The following is a 24,385-nucleotide window of genomic DNA, read 5'->3' as shown; positions in this document are numbered from 1 at the left end:
CTCACTTGACCTCCTTCAAAGCCGCCCGGGCCGCTTCCACGATCTCCTCCACCGTGGGCAGCGCCCCGCCGGCACGCCCCAGATAGCGGACCCTCTTTTGCCCCTCCACCGCCATGCGGACGTCGTCGATCATCTGTCCGCCGGCGCTGAGTTCCACGTCCAAAATCACTTTCACATGATCCCGTCCCGCCAGGTCGTGAAGGGCCTTTTCCGGGAAGGGCCACAGCGTGATGGGCCGGAAGAGGCCCGCCTTGATGCCCGCCCCGCGGAGCGCCTCCAGAGCGGTCAGCGTGATGCGGGCCGGGGTGCCGTAGGCGGTGATGACTATCTCCGCGTCCTCGCACTCCCGTTCCTCCCAGCGCACCTCGTTCTTCTCCATCTCCCGGTACTTTTCCAGCAGGTGGTCGTTGTGCTGGTCGCACTCGTTGGGGTCGATGAACAGGGAGTTGATGATGTTGTGGCGGTCACGGCCGTGCCTGCCGCCGGCCGCCCAGTCCTTGGGCGGCAGCTTCCTCTTGGGCACGTCGTGCCAGACTATGGGCTCCATCATCTGGCCGATCAGGCCGTCAGCCAGGATCATCACAGGGTTTCGGTACTGGTCGGCAATGTCAAAGGCCTCCTGGGTGAAGTCCACCGCCTCCTGGATGTTGGCCGGCGCCAGCACCACCGTCCGGTAGTCGCCGTTGCCGCCGCCCCGGGTGGCCTGGAAATAGTCGCCCTGGGCGGGCTGGATGGTGCCCAGGCCCGGGCCGCCGCGCATGCAGTTGACGATGACCGCCGGCAGCTCCGCTCCGGCCAGATAGGTGATGCCCTCCTGCTTGAGGCTGATGCCGGGAGAGGAGGAGGATGTCATGGCCCGCATGCCCGCTCCCGCCGCGCCGTAGACCATGTTGATGGCCGCCACCTCGGACTCCGACTGCACAAAGACCTTTCCGTGCTCAGGCATATGTAAGGACATGTACTCCGGCACCTCGCTCTGAGGCGTGATGGGATATCCGAAGAAGCAGTCGCAGCCCGCGCGGATCGCCGCCTCCGCAATGGCTTCATTTCCCTTCCAAAGCTCTTTTTCCATAAAACTTCCCTCCTTCTTCAAACCTTCTCCACCGTAATCACAGAGTCCGGACAGATCTTGGCGCAGCTTGCGCAGGCGATGCACTCCGTGATGTCCGTCACTGCGGCCGGATGGTAGCCCTTGCAGTTGATCACCGTCTGGTCAATGGCCACAATGTGCTTGGGGCAGACGGAGGTGCACAGCTCGCAGCCCTTGCAGCGCTCCTGGTCAAATGTCACTTTCGCAGTCATGGTTGAGCCTCCCTTTCTGTTGCCTGATTTACTCCCAAGGTTTTTTCATATAGATCTCAATGGGAAACTGATCCGCCGACCCGTCGGCCATCTTCCGTTCCACCACGTGGCAGAGGATCGGCAGTCCGGTCATCTCCGACACCTGCCGGATCAGCTCCCTTCCCTTTTCAAGGTCCCGCTCCCCGGTTTCCCGGCACAGGTGCGTGTTGTCCACCAGGGCGGTGACAGCCACGCCGCTGGCCGCCTCAATACCGCGCAGATACGCCGTCGCCGCCTGGGCTGTGGCGGTCTGGGGCCGGTTGGCGTTGACCACACACAGCATTTCGTGGTCCAGCGTGTTGATCTGCGGTGCAAACCGGGCCAGCACCCTTGCTCCCGCCGGGTCGCCGCCCACATCGTACACGCTCACCAAATCCGGGTCTTGAAAGGTGGTGAAGAGATCCGCCGGCAGCGCGGGCACATCCGCGTCCGTACAGGCCTGGGAAGTAGCGATCAGCCGGATGTTCCTCTGCTCCAGCATCTCCCTCCGCTCTCTGGAGCGAAAATAGGGATTGACGATGTCCAGGTCCGCCAGCGCCGTCCTACAGCCTGTGCCGGCTATGGCCAGAGCAAGATTCACGGCAAACTCCGTCTTTCCGCTGCCGTAGTGGCCTGTGACAAAAATGCGCCGCTTCTCCGCCAGTATCCTTGCCATCTCCATCTCCATTCACTTCCTCCCGCCGGATTCTCCCGTTAATTGTAAGACTACTATTTACGTTGTCTGATGTCATGATACTGCTTTCGTGATCCGATGTCAATTGCGGTTTTGTTTAATTTTTGCGGTGCATTTTTGTAGAAAACGTCACCCATCCTCTTAAGCATGACGGGCGGCTTCCGGAGCGGCGTCCGCAATAAAAAAGACGCGGGGACTTTCGTCCCCGCGTCTTTTACGCGGCAATTTACTTGGCAGCCTTGGTCTTGCCCTGCTTGGACAGCGCGCCCACGCCTTCCACAGTCAGGATAATGGCCAGGATGAACAGGGCCGCGCCTAAGATGCCCTGGGCATAGGCGGCGGCATCGCCGCTGCCGGCCATGATCAGGCCGACCTTGCTCTTGATGGTCATGAACAAAGAGCACAGCGTGACGATCAGCATGAAGAACATGGGGATGTAGAACATCTTGTTGTTCTTGCCGATGTTACCCAGCCAGCAGCACACAGCCAGCAGAGCCAGAGCGGCCAGCAGCTGGTTGGCGGCGCCGAACAGGGGCCAAATCTTGGCATAGCCGGTCATGCCCAGGCCGACGCCCAACACCACGGTGATGACGGTGGCCACATAGGGGTTGCACAGGACGGCCTTGTAGCCCTTGGCATCCTTATAGGTCTCGCCCTTTTCCAGCCAGAACTCCTGGAACATGTAGCGGGCCAGACGGGTGGCGGTATCTAAGGAGGTCAGGCAGAACACGGACACAGCCAGGACCAGCAGGGAGTACAGAGTGGTCTCCGCACCGGCCAGACCGGGGATGGTGGCAACCATCTTGGAGATACCGGAGGCGAACACCTGGGTGGGGGTGGTGACCTCGCCGGCGGAGTAGGAGGTCCAGATGTAGCCCACGGCGATCAGGGAGACAATGGCCAGGGCCGACTCAATCAGCATGCCGCCGTAAGCGATGGGCAGCGCGTCGCTCTCCTTGTTCAGCTGCTTGGCGGTGGTGCCGGAGGCAACAAGGGAGTGGAAGCCGGACACAGCGCCGCAGGCGATGGTTACGAACAGGGCGGGGAACATGGAGCCCAAAGAGGTTCCGGTGGGAGCGACCGTATCCACCCAGCCGGTGAACATGGGGATGTCGATATTGGGGTGAGCGCCGACGACACCCACAAAGGCCACGATCATCATGAAGTACAGCAGGAAGGAGCTCAGGTAGTCACGGGGCTGCAGCAGAATCCACACAGGCGTGACGGAGGCAACAAGGATGTAGATTCCAAGGATAATCATCCAGACATTTCCGGCCACATAGATGGGGCACTTCAAGCCAATGACCACAACGGCTACGATGCCCACAATGCCGATGATGGTGGAGATGCCCAGAGGCGCGTTGCGGCGGTAGACCAAAAAGCCGAAGATGATCGCCAGCACGATGAACAGCAGGGAGATGGTGGCAGTCTGGCCGTTGGCCACGATCTGCTGGCCCTCCGCGTTGAAGCCGTTGAAGGTGGAGGCAACGATGGAGGCGAAGGCCGCCACAACCAGCACCAGAACCAGATAGCCGAACACGGTGAACAGCTTCTTGGCACGGGAGCCGATGCTGACGTCAATCACCTCGCCGATGGACTGGCCCTTGTTGCGGATGGAGGCAAACAGGGCGCCGAAGTCATGGACGGCGCCGAAAAAGATGCCGCCGATGACAACCCACAGCAGGACGGGGAGCCAGCCAAACACAGCGGCCTGAATGGGGCCGTTGATGGGGCCGGCGCCTGCGATGGAGGAGAAGTGATGGCCCATCAGGACAGGGGCCTTTGCGGGGCAGTAGTCCTGGCCATCTTCCAGCTCATGGGCCGGGGTGGATTTGCTGTCGTCGACGCCCCACGTCTTGGCCAGCCAGCGACCATAGAACAGGTAGCCGACCACCAGGCATGCAACACCGACCAACAGGATGACAAGTGCATTCATGCGAATACTTCCTTTCTCTTTTCCGGCACTCCTCTGGCGTGCCGGCTCATATTTATAAAACGCACGCACATGCGTCTTATAACCGCTCAGATCATACGCAGGACGGACTTTTCAATGTCCCGGCCCATGTGGTTGGCGCACCATTTGCCGCTGGAGACCTCCAGCGCGGCGCCCCGGAACTGGGCCCAGCCCTTCAGGGTAAAGCAGAAGTTCTTGGTGTACTTCAGCTTTTTCATGGCCCTGGCCGCCTCCGGGTCCACCTGGTCGGCAAACACGATCAGCGTCACATAGGAGCACATATGGTCGCCCTCAGGCTTCACCCGGGACATCCCCTCTTTCAAAACCGCATCGTAGTAGGCGTTCAGATTTTCCACGCTCAGACGGTCTGTCAGCACGAAAAAAGCGTACTCGTTGTTCTCTGCCGCCCATATCTGGGCGGATTTAACCAAGACGTACTTCTCATCCCGGGAGTGATACTCCGCCTCGGCCGCCACCGGCAGCCCGTCTATCACAATGTTCTCTTTCACATTAAAGTAGCCGGAATACCCCCGCAGCACCTTCTGCAACAGCGCCTCTTTGCTTTGCTCCATAGCTCCGCCCTTTCCGTCCTCTGTATCTGAACGCCGGCGGAAACAATCGTTTATCCGCCGCGTTGTCAGACATCGCCGTTCTCTTGATGCCATCTTATGCCTCCATCCAGATGCTGTCAAGTTGTTTCAAATAATTTCGTAATATCATTTAAAACCCTTTTTAGATTTCTGTGCAATTTCACATTTCATAATTTAGACATATTTATTAAGCATTTGTTAAATCCAATTTCTCCGCGCCATTCCCACGCGCTGACCGACATCTTGGCGAAAACGCGGCCAGAAGGCCAGATCCGGTAAAAATCAGCCGCCTTAAAAATCGGAAACGTTTCCAGTGCCGCTGAGGTACTTTTTCGATTCCGCTCATGCCTGGAGGGTCTCCATCAGGTGGAGCATGTGCATGCGCATGGCTAACTTTGCGCCCTCGGCGTCCCGCTGCGTCAAAAACGCAAGGATCATCTTGTTGTCCGACAGGGCGATGCGCTGCATCTGCTCCTGGCTGGCGGTAATCTGCATGATCTCGTTGACCGCGTTGTTGATGATGGGATACAGCGTGCGCATGTACTCGTTGTGAGAGGCTCTGGCGATGGCCATGTGGAACTCCTGGTCCGCGCCGGACCAGTCGCCCCGGCTTTGCGAGGCCTCCTCCACCTTTTCCGCCCTGCGGCAGATCTGCTCGATCTCCGCGTCCGTTGCCCGCTGGCAGGCAAGGGCCGCCGTCTCAGGCTCGAAAATCAGGCGCATCTCAAAGAGGTCCTTGGCCCGTACACGGGAGCGCAGTCGCTGAAAGGAGCTGAAGTCCATCGCATCCTGGGGCAGGCTGTCGGCCACAAAGGTGCCCTTGCCCCGGCGGATCTCAAGTATCCCCTGGGCCACCAGGCAGGAGATGGCCTCCCGCAGCGTGGTCCGGCTGACGTGCAGCTCAGCGGACAGGTCATTCTCATTGGGCAGCTTGCGGCCCGGTTCAAACTCCCGCTCATAGACAATTTTTTCATACAGCCAGTTGGCGGCCTGCTCCGATCGCTTGACCCGCGTTCCCTCTGCCACATTCTCACCCCACGTTCTTCTCTTCGTTGGTTAATATAGCACAAAATGTTTGGAAAGGAAAGGTCCAAAGTCGAAAAAAGCAGGGGCAAATTTTGTAAATAAAAACAATTACCTCTCTTCTTTTTTATGGAAAACGCTTAATATCCACGATTTCTCCCTCACTGGGAACTTCTCCCGGCGGAGAAAAGAAACGCCCGACCACCAAGGCGGTGGCCGGGTCTCTTTTTAAAGCGGCAGACCGTGGATCACGCCCCGGGCGCAGTCCACGCTGACCATGGTGCCGTCCTTCAGAGTGCGGGTGGCGCCAAAGGCCCCCACAATAACGGCCTTATTCAGTGTCAGCCCCACCGTGGCGGCATGGCTGTTGACGCCTGACTCCTCGCTGATGACGGCGGAGGCCTGGCGCATCACATCCAGCATCTCATTGGTGGTATAGGGCACCACCAGCACATCGCCGGGATGGAACTTTGCACGGATTTCCTCCGGACTGGCGCACACGCACAGGCGTCCCCGGGCGTTGCTGGCGCCGATGCCCACGCCGGTCATCAGGCTGTCTCCCACCAGGTGCACCTTAATCATGTTTGTGGTGCCCGGGATGCCCGCCGGCAGCCCGGCGGTCAGAACCACCAGGTCTCCGTCGGAGACCAGACCGGCTTTCCGGGCCGCCTCCACCGCCAGGTCGATCAGCTCGTCGGTGTTGTTGGCATAGGGCATCATCAGCGGCATTACGCCCCAGGAGAGGCTCAGATGCCGCTGAACCCGCTCGTCCAGCAGGCAGGCGATGATGGGCGTCCCCGGGCGGAAGCGGCTGACCAGCCGGGCAGTCTCCCCGCTCTTGCTGACCGTGATGATGGCATCGGCCCCCACGTCCATGGCCGTGGTGCAGGCGGCGTGGGCCGTGGCGGCGGCAATGCTCAGGTGGCTCTCCGCTGTCATGTTCCGCATCCGCTTGGAATAGTTGATGTCCGACTCCGTCCGCTGGGCGATGGCGGCCATGGTGCGCACCGCCTCCAGCGGGTATTTGCCCGCCGCCGTCTCGCCGGAGAGCATGATGGCGGAGGTGCCGTCATAGATGGCGTTCGCCACGTCGGTGATCTCCGCCCGGGTGGGGCGGGGATTTTCCATCATGGAGTCCAGCATCTGGGTGGCGGTGATCACCGGTTTGCCGCAGGATGCGCACTGGGCGATGATGTCCTTTTGGATGATGGGGATTTCCGTAAAATCGATCTCCACGCCCATATCGCCCCGGGCTACCATGATACCGTCGGCAACAGAGAGAATTTCGCTGAGGTTGTTGACTCCCTCCTGGTTCTCAATTTTGGCGATGACCCGCATGGTGGAGCTCCTGCTTTCGATCAGGCGGCGGATTTCCAGCACATCGGCGGCGGAGCGGGTAAAGCTGGCCGCCACAAAGTCGAACCCCTCCTCGATGCCGAAGAGGATGTCCTCCCGGTCCTGGGCACTCATATAGGGGATGGACAGCCTGACGCCGGGCACGTTCACGCCCTTGCGGTTTTTAATGCGGCCGCTGTTTTCCACCCGGCACAGGATGTCCTGGTCCTTTACCTCCAGGACCGTCAGGCGGATCAGTCCGTCATCCAGCAAGATGGTGCCGCCCGCCGCCACGTCCAAGGGCAGGTCGCGGTAGGTCACGGCGCAGATGTGTCCGTCCCCCTCCACATCCCGGGTGGTCAGGGTAAACTCCTGTCCCGCCTCAAGCTCCGCCACGCCCTTGGCAAAGGTCTTCAGGCGGATCTCCGGCCCCTTGGTGTCCAGCATGGCGGCAACGGGCAGCGACATCTCCTGGCGCAGCTTTTTTACCATCTCCAGCCGGGCCTTATGCTCTTCGTGGCTGCCGTGGGAAAAGTTGAAGCGGGCCACGTTCATGCCGGACTCTATCATCCCCCGGAGGATTTCCTCCCGATCCGTGGCAGGGCCCAGCGTACAGACAATTTTCGTTTTGTGCATAATTTTCCTCCATCATGCAATTTTCTGGATTCTTCCTATTTCACACCTTCATTATACGCCTTTTTTCAACGCCGGCAACGGAAATCTGCACCGCCGCGGCAGGATTGTGAAATCCGCCGCCCGGCTCCATGTTCTTTTACATGCATTTCATAAAAATCTGGCACAGTTGCACAAACAGGGCAGGCCCTTTCGGGGCCTGCCCTGTTTGGAACCGTTTACCGGGCCTCTGCGATGATCACCCGCACCCGCCCACCGGCGGCAGCGCCAAAGCTGTCGTACCAGCCGGTGAGCTTGTAGGATGCGCCGTCCACCGATGAGAGCGTGGCGGCATAGTAGCTGCTGCCGCTCTTGAGGTAGACCTGCACGTCATCGGAGAGCTGGCGCCTTGTACCGTCGCTGACGGCGTAGAGGGTGGTCAGCTCCGTGATGGGGAAGGAGGTGAGCTTTTTCATATCCGCAATGGCGCCGTCCGCGTCGTAGCGGTAGGCTATGGCGGTCTCATCCTCCATGCCGTACACCTTGCCCGTGGTGGTCAGCGTGGTGCTCTTGCCGTCCTCCATGCAGGCGTAGTAGCCGGTCAGCGGCGAGGCGCTGCTGCCGTCCTGCTTGGTCAGCTCCACCAGGAAGCAGTAGTTCCATACGTCGCCGGTGGCGTTGTTGAGCAGCATGTGGCTGATCTCGCCGTTTTCGTTGAGGGCGTAATAACGCACCGCGCCGCTCTGGAGGGTGGTGCCGGCCAGCCGGGCGGCGGAGATCACCGCATAGGCTCCATCGCTGGTGGTGTCCAGAATCTGGACGTCCCCGGCCACCTTCAGGCTGCCGATCTTGGTGCCGTCGCTGTTCACCGCGCCGGTGGCGCTGCGGGCGGCCAGGTTGGAGATCACCGTTCCGTTTTCCGTGACGGTGACGGAGACCAGGTTGCCCTTGGAGTAGGTCTTATCCTTCTCCACGGTAAAGGTGCGCACGGAACCGTCGGTGCAGACCACCTCAACCGCCTTTTCCACCGCGGCGCTTCCGCTGACGGTGGTGGTCCGGCTGGAGGCGAGGACCATACCGTAGTAGATCTGGTTGCTCAGGGCGATGTCCAGTACATCCACCACAGTGCCGTCCATGCCCAGAAGCAGCGTGGCGGTGTCGCCCACCTTGAAGCTGCCCATGGAGGAGAGCTTGTAGGCCGCCGTGGAGGCGCCGATGGTATAGGTGGTTCCGGCCACCGTCACCGTGGTGGGCGAGGCGCCGCTGGGGGTGATAGCGGTGATGGTGCCCGCGGCCCGGTCGGTGTAGACCCAGACCGTGCGCAGGTTCTGATTGTAGTAGTAGACGTCGTACTGGGTGATGGCGCTGAGCGCGGAGGCGGCGCCGTTGCGGTAGACCGCCGAGGCGGTGAAGGGCAGCGCGGCAGTCCCGCCTTCCCCGGCCACATAGGGGCCGGACATGGTGGCGTTCACCACGGCGGCGTAATCCACCTCGCCGCTGGCATTCAGGCTGTATCCCATCGTGGCGGCGTACACCTGCCCCGCCTTGGTCTGGGCGGTCATCATGTTGTAGAAGAGCTGGGCGCAGTTGCCCCGGGTCATGATCCCGCCCTGGCTCAGGGAGATGTCGTCCCGCAGCCCCAGAGCGGAGGCCTTGGTCAGCTGGGCCGTGGGATAGGAGCCGGCCAGGTCGGAGGCCTCATAGCCCAGCACGCGCAGCACGGTGGTGCAGGCCTCCTCCACGGAGATGGTCCGGGTGGGGCGGAAGGTTCCGTCTGTATAGCCCACCATCCAGCCCTGCTCCACGGCAATTTTAATGTAGGCGCTGGCCCAGTGGCTGCTCTTCACATCTTTGAAAAGAGAGCTTCCTGTGCCGTCGCCGATGCTGTCCTTATACGAGGACGCGGCCACGATCATCTTTGCAAACTCTGCCCGGGTCACATTCCGGCCCAGGTTCAGATTGCCGTTGGTGTCGCCCACCAATATCCCCATGGCACGAACCGTCTGCACCACTCCGGAGCCCTCGTCCAAAGCGGAGGCCGGTACGCTCATCATGGTAAATACCGTGCACACCGCCAAAATCAGGGCAAGGATTTTCTGTTTCATGCTTTCTCCTCCCAAATCATTCATAGTGCAGCGCGTCAATGGGATTCAAGCGCGCCGCTTTCTTTGCCGGCAGATAGCCAAAGGCAATTCCAATGGCCATGGACACGCCCACCGCCACCAGGATGGAGTCCGCCGTGGGCACCACCGTCATGGCCTCGCCGGTAAGCTGCACGATCAGCACGGTGGCCACCGAGGACATTGCGTAGCCCAGAAGGATCCCGATGACGCCGCCTAAGGAGCTGGTGGTGGCCGCCTCGATGACAAACTGCTGCATGATGTAGCGTTCCTTGGCGCCCAGGGCCTTGCGGATACCGATCTCCCGGGTGCGCTCCGTGACGGACACCAGCATGATGTTCATGATGCCGATGCCGCCCACCACCAGGGAGATGGCCGCGATCACGGTGAGAATGGTAATCATCACATCGATCATGCTGTTCATCATATCCAGAATCTCCGACATGCTGATCACCGCGTAGGCGTCGGAGTCGTCAAAGACGTCAAAGAGCGCGTTTTCCACCACCTTTTTCGCCGCCGCGGACTGGTCCTCATTGACCACGGTGATGGTGTAGCTGCTGATGGTGCCGACGCCGGAGAGGCGGGAGGCCGTGGAGTAGGGGACGTACACCGCGTCGTCGGTGCCGCCCTCGTCCGCCTCATCCGCCTGCTGGGCCAGCACACCCACAATGGTGAACTTATTGGCTCCAACCTTGATGGTCTGCCCCACGGCGCTGCCTCCATAATAGGTGTCGGCCACGTAGCTTCCCACTACGCAGATGTGCTTGCGCTCGGAAACATCCACATACTGGATGCCCCGGCCCTGGGCCACCGTGTAGCCCTTCATGCTGAAATAATCCTCGCTGACGCCGGACACAGCGGTGGCGCTGTAGGTTTCGGTCCCCACCTTCACCGTGCCGGACATGGTCACGTTGGGAGACAGCTGGTCCAGATACTCGTGGTTTTCCTCCACGATCTTATACATGTCGTCCACCGACACGCTTCGGGACGAGCTGCCCCGACCGCTGATCATTACGGAGAGCGTATTGGTGCCCAGCTCCGCGAAGCTGTCCTCCATATACCTCTGCATGCCGTTGCCAAGGCCCACAATGACGATTACCGCCGTGATGCCGATGATGATGCCTAACATGGTCAAAAAGGTTCGCATCTTGCTGGAGGCAATGTTCTTCAGCGCAAGGGAAAAGGATTCTGTCATCTTCATGGACGTCCCCCCCTTCCCCCGGCAAGAGACGGTGTCACCACTGCCTCCGGCGCATGGGCGTCGCCGTCGTAGATCACCTGGCCGTCCTCCAGGCGGATGATCCGCTCGGCCTGAATGGCGATGGAGTTGTCATGGGTGATGAGCACCACGGTGTTGCCCGCCTCGTGCAGCTGCTGGAGCAACGAGAGCACCTCCCGGCCCGTCCGGGAATCCAAAGCGCCGGTGGGCTCGTCGGCCAAAATCACCGCCGGTTCGCCCACCAGAGCCCGGGCGATGGAGACGCGCTGCTGCTGGCCGCCGGAGAGCTGGTTGGGCTTATTTTTGACCTTGTCCCCCAGTCCCACCAGCTCCAGCGCCAACTTCGCCCGCTCCCTCCGCTCGGAGCGGGACACGCCGGCATACATCAGCGGCATCTCCACATTCTCCAGCAGGTTCAGCTTGGGCAGCAGGTTGTACTGCTGAAAGATAAAGCCCAGCAGCTTGTTGCGGATCTCCGCCAGCTCGTTCTTGTTCATCTGGCCCACGTTCCGCCCATCCAACAGATAGGTGCCGGAGGTGGGTACGTCCAAGCAGCCGATGATGTTCATGCAGGTGGACTTGCCGGAGCCGGACTGGCCCACGATGGCCACAAACTCCCCGCGCCGAATCTGCATGGAGATGTGGTCCGCCGCCCGGACCTCCGTATCACCCATGTGATAGGTTTTACAGACGTCCCGGAACTCAATCAGCGCGTTCATCCCTGGGGCCCTCCTCCGGGCCCCCCTCCGGGTCCTCCCCCGTCGGGCGGCCCGCCGGCCTCGCTGGTGGTCACCATCGGCCCACCCATCATCATGCTGTAGATGTCGCTGTACTGGGCCTGGGCCGGAATATAGGCAACTGTGTCGCCCTCCTTGAGGCCGCTGAGAATCTCAATATAATCGTCGTCGCTGATGCCTGTCTCCACCTGGACGTAGACATACCCCTCCGGCGCCGTATCCGCAAGGGCGTCGGCCGCGCTGGGGGAGGAGGTGGTGATCAGCACCTTGTTGCCCCGCTCCACGGCGCCGCCGGGAATGGCCAGGGCGTTGTCGGCGGCCGCCACGATGATCTCCGCGTCCACGTTCATGCCCGGCAGCAGCCCGTCGGTCTCATCGATGCGGATGGTGACGGGATAGCTGGTGGTTCCGCCGGTGGTGGTGCCCGCCACGGAGACCTTCGTGATCACGCCCTCATAGCTCCTGCCCTCCACCGCGTCGGCGGTGATCTGCACTTTCTGCCCCACTTCCACCAGGCTGATGTCCAGCTCGTCGATGTTCAGCGTCATCTCCAAATAGCTCAGGTCATAGATGGTGCAGAGCGTCTTTCCGGACTCCACTTTGTCGCCGGCCTTGTACTGCTTATCCACGATGGTGCCCGCGATGGGCGAGGTGATGGTGTAGTCGTCCATCTGATTCTGGGTGTTTTCCAGGGAAATCTCCGCGTTGCGCACGTTCTCGGAGGCGCTTTGCACCTGGTTGTCAATGGTGTCGCCGCCCAGGGTCAGCACCGTCTGTCCCTTGGAGGCGTAGCCGCCCTCGCTCACGTTGATGGCCGCCACCTCGCCGGAGGATGGCGCGGTGAGCACGCTCTCCGATTTATATTGGAGCGTGCCGCTGTCGCTGCTGCCCACGCCGTTCACCGACGCCGTCGCGGACTGAGTGCTGGTCAGGGCGCCGCCGTTTGCCACCTGGATCGTCACCTGGCGGACGATGCGGTTGCCGGTGAGCACCTCGTCGCTGCCGGAGATGGCGCTGATGAAACCGGAGAGGGTCTCAAAGGAGCCGTCCAGCGTCACGGTTGCTCCCTGCCCCACATAGAAGCCGGCCGCGTCGTCCGCGGGGAAGTGAACCTTCAGCGACAATGTGCTGCTGTCCCGGATAGTGGCCAGAGTCTGCCCGGCACTGACCTGGTCTCCCACGGAGACCTGAAGGCCGGACACCGTTCCCGAGGTCTTTGCCGTCAGATATTTGCTCTCCAGCGCCGACTCATAGCTTCTCTGAGCCTGGTTCAGCGAGAGCTCCGCCTTCTCCACATTGGTGGAGGAATCCGAGGAGTCGATCTCATAGAGCACCGTGTCCTTCTCCACGGTGTCCCCTTCTTCAAAGCCCGCCGTCAGGATTTCCCCCTGGAGCAGCGTGGTCACTGTGTAGGAGTTGGCGGGAGCCAGCGTTCCGCTGCCGGAGAGAACTTGGGAGATGGCCCGGTAGGCGGCCTGCTCTTCGGTATATGTAGTCTGCGGCGCGGCACTCTTGCCGCCGCATCCGCGCAGCACCGCCGCCGCCAGCACCACCACCGCCAGGGCAATCAACAGCCATTTCTTCTTTTTGCCGCCTTTAAAGGGATTCTTCCCTCCTCCGAACCGTTTTTTCTTCTCCTCCTGCCTTGCGGGAGCGGACAGAGCTTCCTCAGCTTGACTGCACACTTCGTTTTCCATGTCAGGGATTCCTTTCTTGCGTCTTTATTTCAAGTTTCACCTAATTGAAGTCATCAAGAGGTTACCACTTTAACATAAAACGAACCTGAAAAATACACATATTTTGTAAACAATCCACCCTGAAAAAAGCCTGCCGCGCAAAAAATTCGCGGCAGGCTTTCCTGATTTTTGTGTATTATTTTTTCAGTTTTCCCCGCATGGACTCCAGTCGGTTCAGCGCCTCGTTCAGGGTGTCGTCCCGCTTGGCAAAATGGAGGCGGATGAGATGGTTCACATCCTCCCGGAAGAAGCTGGAGCCGGGGACAGCGGCCACGCCCACCTCCCGGGCCAGGCTTTTGCAGAACTGAAGGTCGCTGTCGTAGCCGTATTCGGAGATATCCAGCAGCACGTAATAGGCGCCCTGGGGATCGGTATGGGGAATGCCCATGGCATCCAGCCCGCCCAAAAAGAGGTCCCGCTTGCGGGTGTATTTCTCCTGCAGGTCCGCATAGTACTCCGGGCCAAAGCGCAGCGCCGGCACCACCGCCTCCATCAGCGGGGCGGCACAGCCCACCGTCAGGAAGTCATGGACCTTTTTGGCCCGGTCGATGATCTCCGCCGGGGCAATGATGTATCCCAGGCGCCAGCCGGTGATGGAGTAGGTCTTGGAGAGAGACGAGCAGGTGATGGTGCGGTTCCACATCCCCGGCAGCGCGGCAAAGTAGGTGTGCTGATTGGGCGCGTAAAGAATGTGCTCATAGACCTCGTCGGTGATGACGTACACATCGTACCTGGTGGCCATCTCCGCAATGGTCAGCAGCTCCTCCCGGGTGAAGACCTTGCCGCAGGGGTTGGAGGGGTTGCAGAGGATCAGGGCTTTGGGGCGCTGCTTGAAGGCCGCCTCCAGTTCGTCCACGTCAAACTGGAACGCCGGAGGCTTCAAAGACACATAGATGGGCTCCGCGCCGGAGAGGATGGCGTCGGCTCCGTAGTTTTCATAAAAGGGGGAGAACACCACCACCTTGTCGCCCGGGTTGGCCACGGTCATCATGGCGGCCATCATGGCCTCGGTGCTGCCGCAGGTGGCCACGATCTCGCTGTTGGGGTCGATGGTCCGGCCCATGAGAGCGCTCTGCTTTTCCGCCAGAGCCTCCCGGAAATTCTGGGCGCCCCAGGTGACGGCATACTGATGGGGTCCCTTATAGGCCACCTGGGCCAGCCGGTCCAATATCTCCCTGGGCGGATCAAAGTCCGGAAACCCCTGGGACAGGTTGACTGCGTCGTATTTCATGGCAATGCGGGTCATGCGGCGGATCACGGAATCGGTAAAGCTGTTGGTTCTGTCGGACAGGGGCTGAGGCATGGATGTTCACTCCTTTAAAGTTCTAAATCAGTTTATGTAGGGCAGTATATCACAGGACATCTCATTTTTCATGTAAGAAAATACTCGAAATTCCTCTCTGATTTCGACTCATTTCAAGCGAAACTGCCAAAATGATTGTTTGGCGTCATATTTTTCCGGATTTTAACGGATTTTGAGCAGAATTCTGCGGAAAGAGCCCCTCATTGCCCACAGCACGCTTCCCTCTCCGAATTTGTTTCTGTCTTTTGATTCCCTTGCCTTTCCCCGGCACAGAGCGTATACTTGTCTCATCTGCGCGGCGGCTTTTTCGTCTCTCCGCCGCTTGGGAAAACCGCGTCTCAGAGGCTGCTCCGGCAGTTTAGGCGGACCAGACGTCAGGAGGCATGTTATGAAGATTTCGGGACTGCAAAAGGTGACGCTGCTGGACTACCCCGGCAAGGTGGCGGCCACCGTGTTCACACCGGGGTGCAATCTGCGCTGCCCTTTCTGCCACAATGCCTCTCTTGTTTTGCAGCCCGGCGGGGAGGAAATCCCGCCGGAGGAGGTTCTCTCCTTCTTGAAAAAGCGACGGGGCATTTTGGACGGAGTCTGCGTCAGCGGCGGAGAGCCTCTGCTCCAGCCGGACCTAAGCGACTTTCTGGGACGCATCCGCGCCCTGGGCTTTGCCGTGAAGGTAGATACCAACGGCACCAACCCCGCTCTGCTGGGCCGCCTCATCCGGGAAGGACTGGTGGATTACGTGGCCATGGACATCAAGAACAGCCTGGAGCGGTACGGACAGACCGTGGGCGTCCCCGGCTTTGACTGCTCGGCTGTGGAGGAGAGTGTCAGGCTTCTGCTCTCCGGAGCCGTGGACTATGAATTTCGCACCACCGTGGTCCGGGGCCTCCACGATGCCCAGAGCTTTTCCGCCATCGCCGACTGGATCGGCGGCGCCAAACGCTACTTTCTCCAGAACTTTGTGGACAGCGGCGATCTGATCTCCCGCTGCGAGGGCTGTTCCCGCCAGGAGATGGAGGAGTTCCTCCATCTTTTGTCCGGGCGGATGGCCCATGTGGAGCTCCGCGGACTATAACACTGCATCTTGTATCTTTACCGCCCTGCAGCATACCAAATCTTGCAGGGCGTTTTTGTACAGTTTTTCTTCTCCGAATACTTTTTGTATTGGTTTTGGGAAATCCCCCCCTTTTCCCACGTTTTATGTTAAGTGAACCAGAATTCCGAATACCATTTGTACTACTATATCTTGTGCTACTATTATATTATTTAAACAAGATATGGTATTTTTGCATTGACCCGCCCAATAGAGTGTGCTATGATAATAAATACCGGCTCCCTGTGTGCCGCCGGCTCCAACATATGAAACTACTCAAGACAGGTGGGAGAATTCATGTACGACGTTATCAAGCGCGACGGCAAAATCGTATCCTTTGATCTATCCAAGATCAGTGCCGCCATCACCAGGGCCTTTGACGCCCAGAACAGGCAGTATAACCCCGACATCATCGATATGCTGGCCCTGCGGGTGACCGCCGATTATGAGCCCAAGGTCAAAGACGAAAAAATCAGTGTGGAGGACATTCAGGACAGTGTGGAGTCCGTCCTTCAAAAGGCCGGGTATACCGACGTGGCCAAGTGCTACATCCTCTACCGCAAGCAGCGGGAGAAGATCCGCAACATGAAGAGCACCATCCTGGATTACAAAGAAGTGGTGGACAACTATGTCAAGATCAACGACTGGCGGGTCAAGGAGAACTCCACCGTCACCTACTCGGTGGGCGGACTGATCCTGTCCAACAGCGGCGCCATCACCGCCAACTACTGGCTCTCCGAGATCTATGACGACGAGATCTCCAACGCCCACCGCAGCGGCGACATCCACATCCACGATCTGAGCATGCTCACCGGCTACTGCGCCGGGTGGAGCCTCAAGCAGCTGATCCAGGAGGGTCTGGGCGGCATCCGGGGCAAGATCACCTCCTCCCCCGCCAGCCACCTGAGCACCCTGTGCAACCAGATGGTCAACTTCTTAGGCATCATGCAGAACGAATGGGCCGGCGCCCAGGCGTTTTCCAGCTTTGACACCTACCTTGCCCCCTTTGTCAAGGCGGACAACCTCTCCCAGAAAGAGGTGAAGCAGTGCATCCAGTCCTTTGTATACGGCGTCAACACGCCCTCCCGCTGGGGCACTCAGGCGCCCTTCACCAACATCACCTTAGACTGGACCGTGCCCAAGGACCTTGAGAACCTGCCGGCCATCGTGGGCGGCAAGGAGATGGACTTCACCTACGGCGAGTGCAAGCAGGAAATGGACATGGTGAACAAGGCCTTCATTGAAATCATGATCGAAGGCGACGCCAACGGCCGCGGCTTCCAGTACCCCATCCCCACCTACTCCATCACCCGGGACTTCGACTGGAGCGAGACGGAGAACAACAAGCTCCTCTTTGAGATGACCGCCAAGTACGGCACCCCCTACTTCTCCAACTACATCAACTCCGACATGGAGCCCTCCGACGTGCGCAGCATGTGCTGCCGCCTGCGTCTGGACCTGCGGGAGCTGCGCAAAAAGTCCGGCGGCTACTTCGGCTCCGGCGAATCCACCGGCTCCGTGGGCGTGGTCACCATCAATATGCCCCGGATCGCGTATTTGGCCAAGACGCCGGAGGAGTTCTATCAGCGGCTGGACAAAATGATGGACATCAGCGCCCGCAGCCTGAAGGTCAAGCGCACCATCATCACCAAGCTGTTGGATGAGGGCCTGTATCCCTATACCAAGCACTATCTGGGCACCTTTGACAACCACTTCTCCACCATCGGCCTGATCGGCATGAACGAGGCCTGCCTCAACGCCCGCTGGCTGGGCGAGGACCTGACCCACGCCCAGGCCCAGCAGTTTACCAAAGAGGTCCTGAACCACATGCGCGAGCGGCTCAGCGACTATCAGGAGGAATACGGCGACCTCTACAATTTGGAGGCCACCCCCGCCGAGTCCACCACCTATCGCCTGGCCAAGCACGATGTGGAGAAATACCCGGACATCATCACCGCCTCCGAGCACGGCAAGACCCCCTACTACACCAACTCCTCCCATCTGCCCGTGGGCTTTACCGACGATGTGTTCGAGGCTCTGGACATTCAGGACGAGCTTCAGACGCTCTATACCAGCGGCACCGTCTTCCACGCCTTTTTGGGTGAGAAGCTGCCCTCCTGGCAGGCCGCGGCGGCGCTGGTGCGCAAGATCGCCGAGAACTACAAGCTGCCCTACTACACCCTGTCCCCCACCTACTCCGTGTGCAAAAACCACGGCTACTTGGCCGGCGAGCAGTTCGTCTGCCCGGAGTGCGGTGAGCCGGCGGAGGTTTACTCCCGCATCACAGGGTACTACCGTCCGGTCCAGAACTGGAACGACGGCAAGGCCGAGGAGTTCAAAGAGCGCAAGCTCTACAACATCTCCACCTCCCGCCTGAAGCAGGAGGGCCGCGCGCCCCGGCGGGAGGAGGAATCCGCCGTGGTCCCCGGCGATCAGGTCGGAGCCTTCCTTTTCACCACAAAAACCTGCCCCAACTGCCAGCTGGCCAAGGACGCCCTCTCCCGTTCCGGCGTCCTCTATACGGTCATCGACGCGGAGGAACAGCCGGAGCTTGCGCGAAAGTACAAGGTCATCTCCGCCCCCACGCTGCTGGTTTCAGACGGGTCCCAGGCCCAGAAGTACACCGGCGCCTCCGCCATTGCAGGGTTCGCCGAACAGGTGACCGCGTGAGGCCGGGTTTGACTCCGTAATCCATTCCCATGCCAAGAAGCGCTGGAGATCGCAGGATTTCCAGCGCTTCTTTTCTTTTGATGCAAAACTTTCATCCTTTCCATGAAATTATTTCTTTACAAAACATTTATGCAAAATGTCTTGCAAATTTTAGAAAAGGGACTACAATACAAACTGCCGGTTCTCCGGCCCAATCCTGCGGTGGGTGTGATTCCCCCGCGCGTTTTGTTTGTTGCAGTGAAAAAGGAGATGCATTGTGGTTTCGTACCAGTTTTTGATGGATCTTGCATTGATCCTGCTCAGCACCAAGGTGCTCAGCATGGCCACCCAGAAAATACATATGCCCCAGGTGGTGGGCGCGCTGATGGCCGGATTGATCCTTGGGCCCTCGGTCCTCAATTTGCTGAGGGAGACGCAGTTCATCTCCGAGATGAGCGAGTTGGGCGTCATTGTGCTGATGTTCACCGCCGGTCTCGGCACTGACATCAAGGAGCTGAAAAAGGCCGGGAAATCCGGCTTTCTGGTGGCGCTGTGCGGCGTACTGGTGCCGCTGGTCATGGGCGCGGGCCTTGCCTACTTTGGCGGCCAGGCAGGGCTCATCGATATCGGCGGCTTCCTCTCCGACCTGTTTGTGGGCACCATCCTCACCGCCACCTCCGTCAGCATCACGGTGGAGACGCTCAAGGAGATGGGCAAGCTGAACACCGCCGTGGGCAACACCATTCTGGCCGCGGCTCTGATCGACGATGTCCTTGGCCTGATCGTCCTGACCCTGGTGTCCAGCTTTGCCGGCGATGGAGCCAGCATCTATATCGTTCTTGTCAAGATCGCCCTGTTTTTTGTCTTTGCCTTTGTTCTGGGATTGCTTGCCCTCCGCTTTTTCGGCTGGATGGCGGAGCAGAGCAGCGGCCGTGACCTGCACCGCTTCCCGCTGGCGGCCTTCGTCCTTTGCCTTGTGATGTCCTACTGCGCGGAGGTCTATTTCGGCGTGGCGGATATCATCGGCGCCTTTGGAGCCGGTTTGGCGGTGGCCTCCACCTCCAAGGCAAAATTCATTGAATCCAAGTTTGAGCCCGTCTCGTCGCTGCTGCTCACGCCCATTTTCTTTGCCAGCATCGGCATCAGCGCCCAGCTCCCGGCGGCCAGCGGCAAGATGCTCCTCTTCTCCGTGCTGCTCCTTGGGGTGGCTGTGTTCTCCAAGTTGGTGGGCTGCGGCCTCGGCGCAAAGATCTGCCATTTTGACAACCAGGAATGCGTCCAGATCGGGACCGGCATGGCCTGCCGCGGCGAGGTGGCTCTGATTGTGGCCAACAAGGGCCTTTCCATGGGCGTGCTGAACAGCATGTTCATGGGGCCTGTGATCATCACGGTCATCTGCTGCTCCATTCTGACGCCTGTGATGCTCAAGGTGCTCTTCCGCAATCAGACCGAGGTCTCCCTCCAGGAGAGCAACCTTGTGGACAAATACAGCGAGACCGAGCAGCTGGACCTGGTTTCGGAACAGCTGCTGCAGGCCAACCGCGCCCTGATGGAGGGCGGCGCAAAGGCTGCGGAGGAGGCGTCCAAACAGCCCCGGCAGCGCAGGCAGCCCGCCCGGCCCTGCGCGGTCAGGGAGAAATAGAACCGGACTCCATTTACGCGTATGCGCCTCTTTGTGCGGGCGCTGCATCTTCAGATCCGCTGGCCGCGGCGCAGCCAGCATAGATAAGTCAGCCTCTGCTCCATAAATAGAAGCCTGCCCCGATATGGGGCAGGCTTTTGTTCTCTATTCTTCCGGTTCTCTATTCTTCCGGTTCGCTCCGCTCTCCGCCCAAGAGGCACTTCTCCTTCCAGATCCCCTTCTTCCATCGCCACAAGAACAGCGCCGCCCTGGTCACCTCATCCGCCGCCATGGCGGCCCAAAGCCCCGCGAGGCCCCATCCGCAGAGCATGCTCAGCGCATAGCCGCCGCCCACTCCGAAAAGCCACGCGAAAATCACGCACAGCGCAATGGGAAACTGAATGTCTCCGCAGGCCTGAAGCACACGGCACATGGTCATGTTCACCGCCCGGCCCAGTTCAAGGGGTATCTCCAGCAGCATGATGGTTTTTGCCAGGGCAATGACCTGGGGATCGCTGGTAAACAGGCTGTATACCGGCTCGCAGAAGAGGTACAGCAGGATCGACACCGCGCCGGAAGCCGCCGCAGACAGAGCCAGCGTCCTGCCCACGCTGCGCTCCGTGCCCTCTGTGTCCCCCGCGCCCATCAGCCGGGCGGCCACCACCTGGCAGGCCTGCGCCATGGCGCAGGCGCACAGGTACGTCACGTTGGCGAACATGGCGGCGTAGACCCGGGTATTCACCACAAAGGCCGCGAAGCGGTTGCAGATGGTCTGGATGCACACCTGGGACAGATTGTAGGAAACCGATTCCCCTCCGGCCGGCAGGCCGATGCGCAGCAGCTTTTTCAGCTGCATCCAGGGAAATGGCGAGAGGCTGTCCCGCACCTGGGAAAACCCGAACTTTTTTGCAAACAGTGTCCCCATTATCAAAAGGCCGATCAGCCGGGAGATGGTGCTGGACAGCGCGGCCCCTGCCACGCCGAAGGCGGGCAGTCCAAAGGGCCCGCCGATGAGCAGGACGTTGCCCAATATATTGATTCCATTCATCACCAGGGATACGGCCATGGTGTCCCGCATCAGCTGACTGGAGCGGAAAAAGGCGGTGAAGGTAAGATACAGGGACTGGAACACCATGCCGGCCCCCACGATCTGCATATAGACGCAGGCCTTGTGGAAAATCTCCTCATGGACGCCCATCAGCCGCAGAATCGGCCCGCAGCCTGCGATTAGAACCAGGCTCACGGCGATGCCGAACGCAAAGTTCATAGCCAAGGAGGCCGCATAGGTCTCTCCCACCCGTTTGGTGTCTTTCGCACCGATGTACTGGGATATCAGAATCATGGACGCCGTGGACACCACGGAGAAGACCAGCAGCAGAAGGCTTGTCACCTGATTGGCGTTTCCGATGGCCCCCACGCCGTTGGGGTCGTGCCAGCCCACCATGATCTGGTCCACATTGCCCACCAGGAGCTGCAGCAGCAGTTCCACAAAAATTGGCCCGCTGAGGGCCAGGATGTCGTTTTCTTTTCCGCGCCGCTGAAGCGGCGCGCCCGTTGTCCCCATGTTTTCTTCCCCTCCATTGGTTTGACACTTCATTATACGAATCTCCGGGCGGAAAACAAGAGGAAACTTATACAGAATTTGCAGCAAAACAGCCCCGGATTCTATCCATCCGGGGCTGTTTTCAAACCGTGGGAAATCTCCCGCGGCGTTCATCAAAACTCCAGGTTCCCGCCGGTTTCCCGGCTGAACACATGCGCCACATTCCCGCCAAAGGAAAAGGCCACGTCCTGGCCGATGGCAAAGGCCTCCCGCTGGTTTCCCTCCATATCCATGGTGGGCACGATGATGATGGTGTCGTCGCCGCAGGCGCTGACGTGCAGGTGCACGGCGCTGCCCATCATCTCGCTGACGTCCACTGTGCCGTGGATGGCGTTGTTCTCGCCCAAGAGGGCGATGTGCTCCGGCCGCACGCCAAGGGTGACGCTCTGAGGCTGCACGCCGTTTTGTTCCAGCCGCCGCTGTTTTTCCCCGCTGAGCTCCACGCTGACGCCCTCTATCTCCACTGTATACCTGCCGTCCGTGCGCAGCAGCTGCGCATCGTAGAAGTTCATTCTGGGCATGCCGATAAAGCCCGCCACGAACACGTTGGCCGGGTGGTCAAAGACCTCCTGCGGCGTGCCGATCTGCTGCACCAGTCCGTCCTTCATGATGACGATCCGGTCGCCCAGCGTCATGGCCTCGGTCTGGTCGTGGGTCACGTAGATGAAGGTGGTGTCGATGCGGCTTCTCAGCTTGATGATCTCAGAGCGCATCTGGTTGCGCAGCTTGGCGTCCAGGTTGCTCAGCGGCTCATCCATCAAAAACACCTTCGGGTCCCGGACAATGGCGCGGCCGATGGCCACACGCTGGCGCTGGCCGCCGGAGAGAGCCTTGGGCTTGCGGCCCAGGTACTGGGTGATGTCCAAAATCTCCGCCGCCTGGCGCACCCTCCGGTCGATCTCCTCCCGGGGCGCCTTTTTCAGCTTCAGGGAAAAGGCCATATTCTCATAGACGGTCATATGGGGATAGAGGGCATAGTTCTGGAACACCATGGCGATGTCCCGGTCCTTGGGCGCCACGTCGTTCATCAGCCTGCCGTCGATCCACAGTTCACCGCCGGAGATCTCCTCCAGCCCGGCAATCATCCGCAGCGTGGTGGACTTTCCGCAGCCGGAAGGGCCCACCAGCACGATGAATTCCCGGTCCCTGACCTCCAGGTTGAAGTCCTGGACCGCCAGAACTCCCTCCTCCGTGACGGCAAGGGCGCTCTTTTTCTCCTTGTCCTTTTTCCCTTTTCCGGTCTCTGTGTTGGGGTAGACCTTCTTGATGTGTTTGAGAATCACTTCTGCCATCTTCGCAGCTTTGACTGCCCCGCCTCCGCGCGGCAGCCTCACGGCCGGCCCCGGGCCGCGCCGCATTACGGCAGGTCTCCACACTGCCGCACCGCAAGCTAAGCGGTTTGATTGTTCCTCCTTTTGTTCTCCCTCCGCCCTATTGTGTGGAGTAGGGCAGAGGCAGCGGATTGAAGCTTCCTGAGGTCACAATAGCACAAAACCCGGATACTGTAAATGTTTCCGGCAAATTTTGAACCAATTTGCGGCCAATTTTTGGCGCATTCAGCAAGGGAAACGGCTCCCGCCAAAGCGGGAGCCGCAGATTCGCTCAGTTGTCAAACAACCCGGCGGCCCGGCGCAGCTCATCGATGATGCGGATGTGCTGGGGACAGGCTGCTTCACACTGCCCGCAGCCGATGCAGTCCGAGGCTCTGACGCCTTCCCTGGTGGCGAAAGAGTAGTTCCCTCTGGCCCCCGCCAAGTTCTGGTAGACCAGGTAATTGTTCATTGCCTTGAAAATGCCGGGGATATCCACACCCTTGGGGCAGCCCTTGACGCAGTACCGGCACTCCGTGCAGGGCACCCTTGGAATCTGATCCAGCGCGGCGCGGACCTCTGCCACCGCCTGCTGCTCTTCGTCGCTCAAGGGCCTGAACTCCTTCATGACCGAGAGGTTATCCCGCACCTGATCCAATGTGGACATACCGGAGAGCACGGTGACAAGACCGGGCAGCGAAGCGGCGAAGCGGATGCCCCATGAGGCGGTGGACCAGTCGGAGTGCAGTCTCCGGAACGGGCCGGTCACATCCTCCGGCAGCCCCGCCAGGGACCCACCCTTCACAGGCTCCATGATGATCACGCCCTTGCCATGGGCGCGGGCCACCTCATAGCACTTGCGGGACTGGATGCTCTCGCTCTCCCAGTCGGCGTAGTTGATCTGGAGCTGGACAAACTCCGCCTCCGGGTGCTGCTCAAGCAGTCCCTCCAGCACGTCGGCCTTGTCATGGAAGGAAAAGCCCAGATGGCGGATCAGGCCCTCCGCCTTGCGCTGGGCCAGAAACTCCCAGATCCCATAGTCGTCAAAATAGTGTGTGCGGCCGCCGCCCAAGTTATGCAGCAGATAGAAGTCAAAATATCCGGCTCCCGTGCGCCTGAGGGAGGTCCAGAACATCTCCCGGGCCTCCTCGGCGCTCTTGGCCCCGGCCCAGGCCGGCAGCTTGGTGGCCAGCTGAAAGCTCTCGCGGGGATGGCGGTCCACCAGAACGGTCTTAACAGCCTCCTCCGAACGTCCGTCCAAATACCCATAGGCGGTATCAAAATATGTAAATCCGTTCTCTATCATCAGGTCCGCCATCTGTGCCGTCTGCTCCAGGTCCACGCTGCCGTCGCTGCGCATGGGCAGCCGCATCATGCCAAGTCCCAACTTGGGAAGCTCTTCCCCCAAATATGCCATACGCGTCCTCCTTCTTTCCATATTCCATATAAGATGTTCTCTTTTATTG

18 protein-coding genes are annotated in these 24,385 nt (G+C 59.9%); 3 read left to right on the top strand and 15 right to left on the bottom strand.

Going from position 1 to position 24,385, the window contains the following annotated elements:
* Position 1 precedes the first annotated feature (1 nt).
* The 12 genes from KQI82_RS05895 to KQI82_RS05840 all read right to left on the bottom strand — a co-directional run bounded on the left by KQI82_RS05895 (position 2) and on the right by KQI82_RS05840 (position 14,643).
* The gene (locus KQI82_RS05895) at positions 2–1,072 is read right to left on the bottom strand and encodes a 3-methyl-2-oxobutanoate dehydrogenase subunit VorB (protein WP_216631936.1); all 1,071 of its coding nucleotides are present in this window, start codon (positions 1,070–1,072) and stop codon (positions 2–4) included.
* Positions 1,073–1,089: 17 nt separating this feature from the next.
* Complete coding sequence (locus KQI82_RS05890; RefSeq protein WP_216631935.1) at positions 1,090–1,302, bottom strand: 4Fe-4S binding protein; 213 nt, start codon at positions 1,300–1,302, stop codon at positions 1,090–1,092.
* A gap of 28 nt (positions 1,303–1,330) precedes the next feature.
* Positions 1,331–2,008, bottom strand: coding sequence for a hypothetical protein (locus KQI82_RS05885; protein ID WP_241426630.1), 678 nt, complete (start codon positions 2,006–2,008; stop codon positions 1,331–1,333).
* 232 nt (positions 2,009–2,240) lie between these two features.
* Positions 2,241–3,950, bottom strand: coding sequence for a carbon starvation CstA family protein (locus tag KQI82_RS05880; protein WP_216631934.1), 1,710 nt, complete (start codon positions 3,948–3,950; stop codon positions 2,241–2,243).
* Between the two features lie 86 nt (positions 3,951–4,036).
* A complete protein-coding gene (locus KQI82_RS05875) occupies positions 4,037–4,540 on the bottom strand; it encodes a DUF8052 family protein (RefSeq protein WP_216631933.1) in 504 nt (167 codons plus the stop codon).
* A gap of 360 nt (positions 4,541–4,900) precedes the next feature.
* Positions 4,901–5,584: a FadR/GntR family transcriptional regulator gene (locus KQI82_RS05870; protein WP_216631932.1), complete on the bottom strand. Its 684-nt coding sequence runs from the start codon at positions 5,582–5,584 to the stop codon at positions 4,901–4,903.
* Between the two features lie 225 nt (positions 5,585–5,809).
* Entirely contained in the window at positions 5,810–7,552 is a 1,743-nt protein-coding gene (pyk, locus tag KQI82_RS05865) for a pyruvate kinase (RefSeq protein WP_216631931.1), read from the bottom strand.
* 215 nt (positions 7,553–7,767) lie between these two features.
* The gene (locus KQI82_RS05860; protein WP_216631930.1) at positions 7,768–9,633 is read right to left on the bottom strand and encodes an S-layer homology domain-containing protein; all 1,866 of its coding nucleotides are present in this window, start codon (positions 9,631–9,633) and stop codon (positions 7,768–7,770) included.
* Between the two features lie 16 nt (positions 9,634–9,649).
* On the bottom strand, positions 9,650–10,849 hold the full coding sequence (locus KQI82_RS05855; protein ID WP_216631929.1) for an ABC transporter permease: 1,200 nt from the start codon (positions 10,847–10,849) through the stop codon (positions 9,650–9,652).
* Positions 10,846–11,586 (bottom strand): ABC transporter ATP-binding protein, encoded by a 741-nt coding sequence (locus tag KQI82_RS05850; protein ID WP_216631928.1) that lies wholly within the window; start codon positions 11,584–11,586, stop codon positions 10,846–10,848. Before KQI82_RS05850 ends, KQI82_RS05855 begins: the two co-directional genes overlap by 4 nt.
* A complete protein-coding gene (locus tag KQI82_RS05845; protein WP_216631927.1) occupies positions 11,583–13,301 on the bottom strand; it encodes an efflux RND transporter periplasmic adaptor subunit in 1,719 nt (572 codons plus the stop codon). The genes KQI82_RS05850 and KQI82_RS05845 overlap by 4 nt, the downstream gene beginning before the upstream one ends.
* A gap of 175 nt (positions 13,302–13,476) precedes the next feature.
* Positions 13,477–14,643, bottom strand: coding sequence for a pyridoxal phosphate-dependent aminotransferase (locus KQI82_RS05840; RefSeq protein ID WP_216631926.1), 1,167 nt, complete (start codon positions 14,641–14,643; stop codon positions 13,477–13,479).
* A gap of 388 nt (positions 14,644–15,031) precedes the next feature.
* On the opposite strand from KQI82_RS05840, the gene KQI82_RS05835 reads away from it, so the two are divergent.
* The 3 genes from KQI82_RS05835 (at position 15,032) to KQI82_RS05825 (ending at position 20,027) form a co-directional block, all read left to right on the top strand.
* Complete coding sequence (locus KQI82_RS05835) at positions 15,032–15,718, top strand: anaerobic ribonucleoside-triphosphate reductase activating protein (protein WP_216631925.1); 687 nt, start codon at positions 15,032–15,034, stop codon at positions 15,716–15,718.
* 315 nt (positions 15,719–16,033) lie between these two features.
* Positions 16,034–18,406 carry a ribonucleoside triphosphate reductase gene (locus KQI82_RS05830; protein ID WP_216631924.1) on the top strand — a complete coding sequence of 791 codons (2,373 nt, stop codon included), beginning with the start codon at positions 16,034–16,036 and terminating at the stop codon, positions 18,404–18,406.
* A 256-nt stretch (positions 18,407–18,662) separates the two neighbouring features.
* On the top strand, positions 18,663–20,027 hold the full coding sequence (locus KQI82_RS05825; RefSeq protein WP_216631923.1) for a cation:proton antiporter: 1,365 nt from the start codon (positions 18,663–18,665) through the stop codon (positions 20,025–20,027).
* A 160-nt stretch (positions 20,028–20,187) separates the two neighbouring features.
* Here KQI82_RS05825 and KQI82_RS05820 read toward each other — a convergent pair whose 3' ends face one another.
* The 3 genes from KQI82_RS05820 to KQI82_RS05810 form a co-directional block, all read right to left on the bottom strand.
* Positions 20,188–21,570: an MATE family efflux transporter gene (locus KQI82_RS05820; RefSeq protein WP_216631922.1), complete on the bottom strand. Its 1,383-nt coding sequence runs from the start codon at positions 21,568–21,570 to the stop codon at positions 20,188–20,190.
* Positions 21,571–21,722: 152 nt separating this feature from the next.
* A complete protein-coding gene (locus KQI82_RS05815) occupies positions 21,723–22,901 on the bottom strand; it encodes an ABC transporter ATP-binding protein (protein ID WP_216631921.1) in 1,179 nt (392 codons plus the stop codon).
* 310 nt (positions 22,902–23,211) lie between these two features.
* Complete coding sequence (locus tag KQI82_RS05810) at positions 23,212–24,336, bottom strand: aldo/keto reductase (protein WP_216631920.1); 1,125 nt, start codon at positions 24,334–24,336, stop codon at positions 23,212–23,214.
* Positions 24,337–24,385: the final 49 nt, after the last annotated feature.

Origin of the sequence: Dysosmobacter acutus, assembly GCF_018919205.1 — a bacterium.
Classification (GTDB): domain Bacteria; phylum Bacillota; class Clostridia; order Oscillospirales; family Oscillospiraceae; genus Oscillibacter; species Oscillibacter acutus.
The sequence above is the reverse complement of the archived record's forward strand: the minus strand, read 5'-3'. Positions and strand labels throughout refer to the sequence as shown.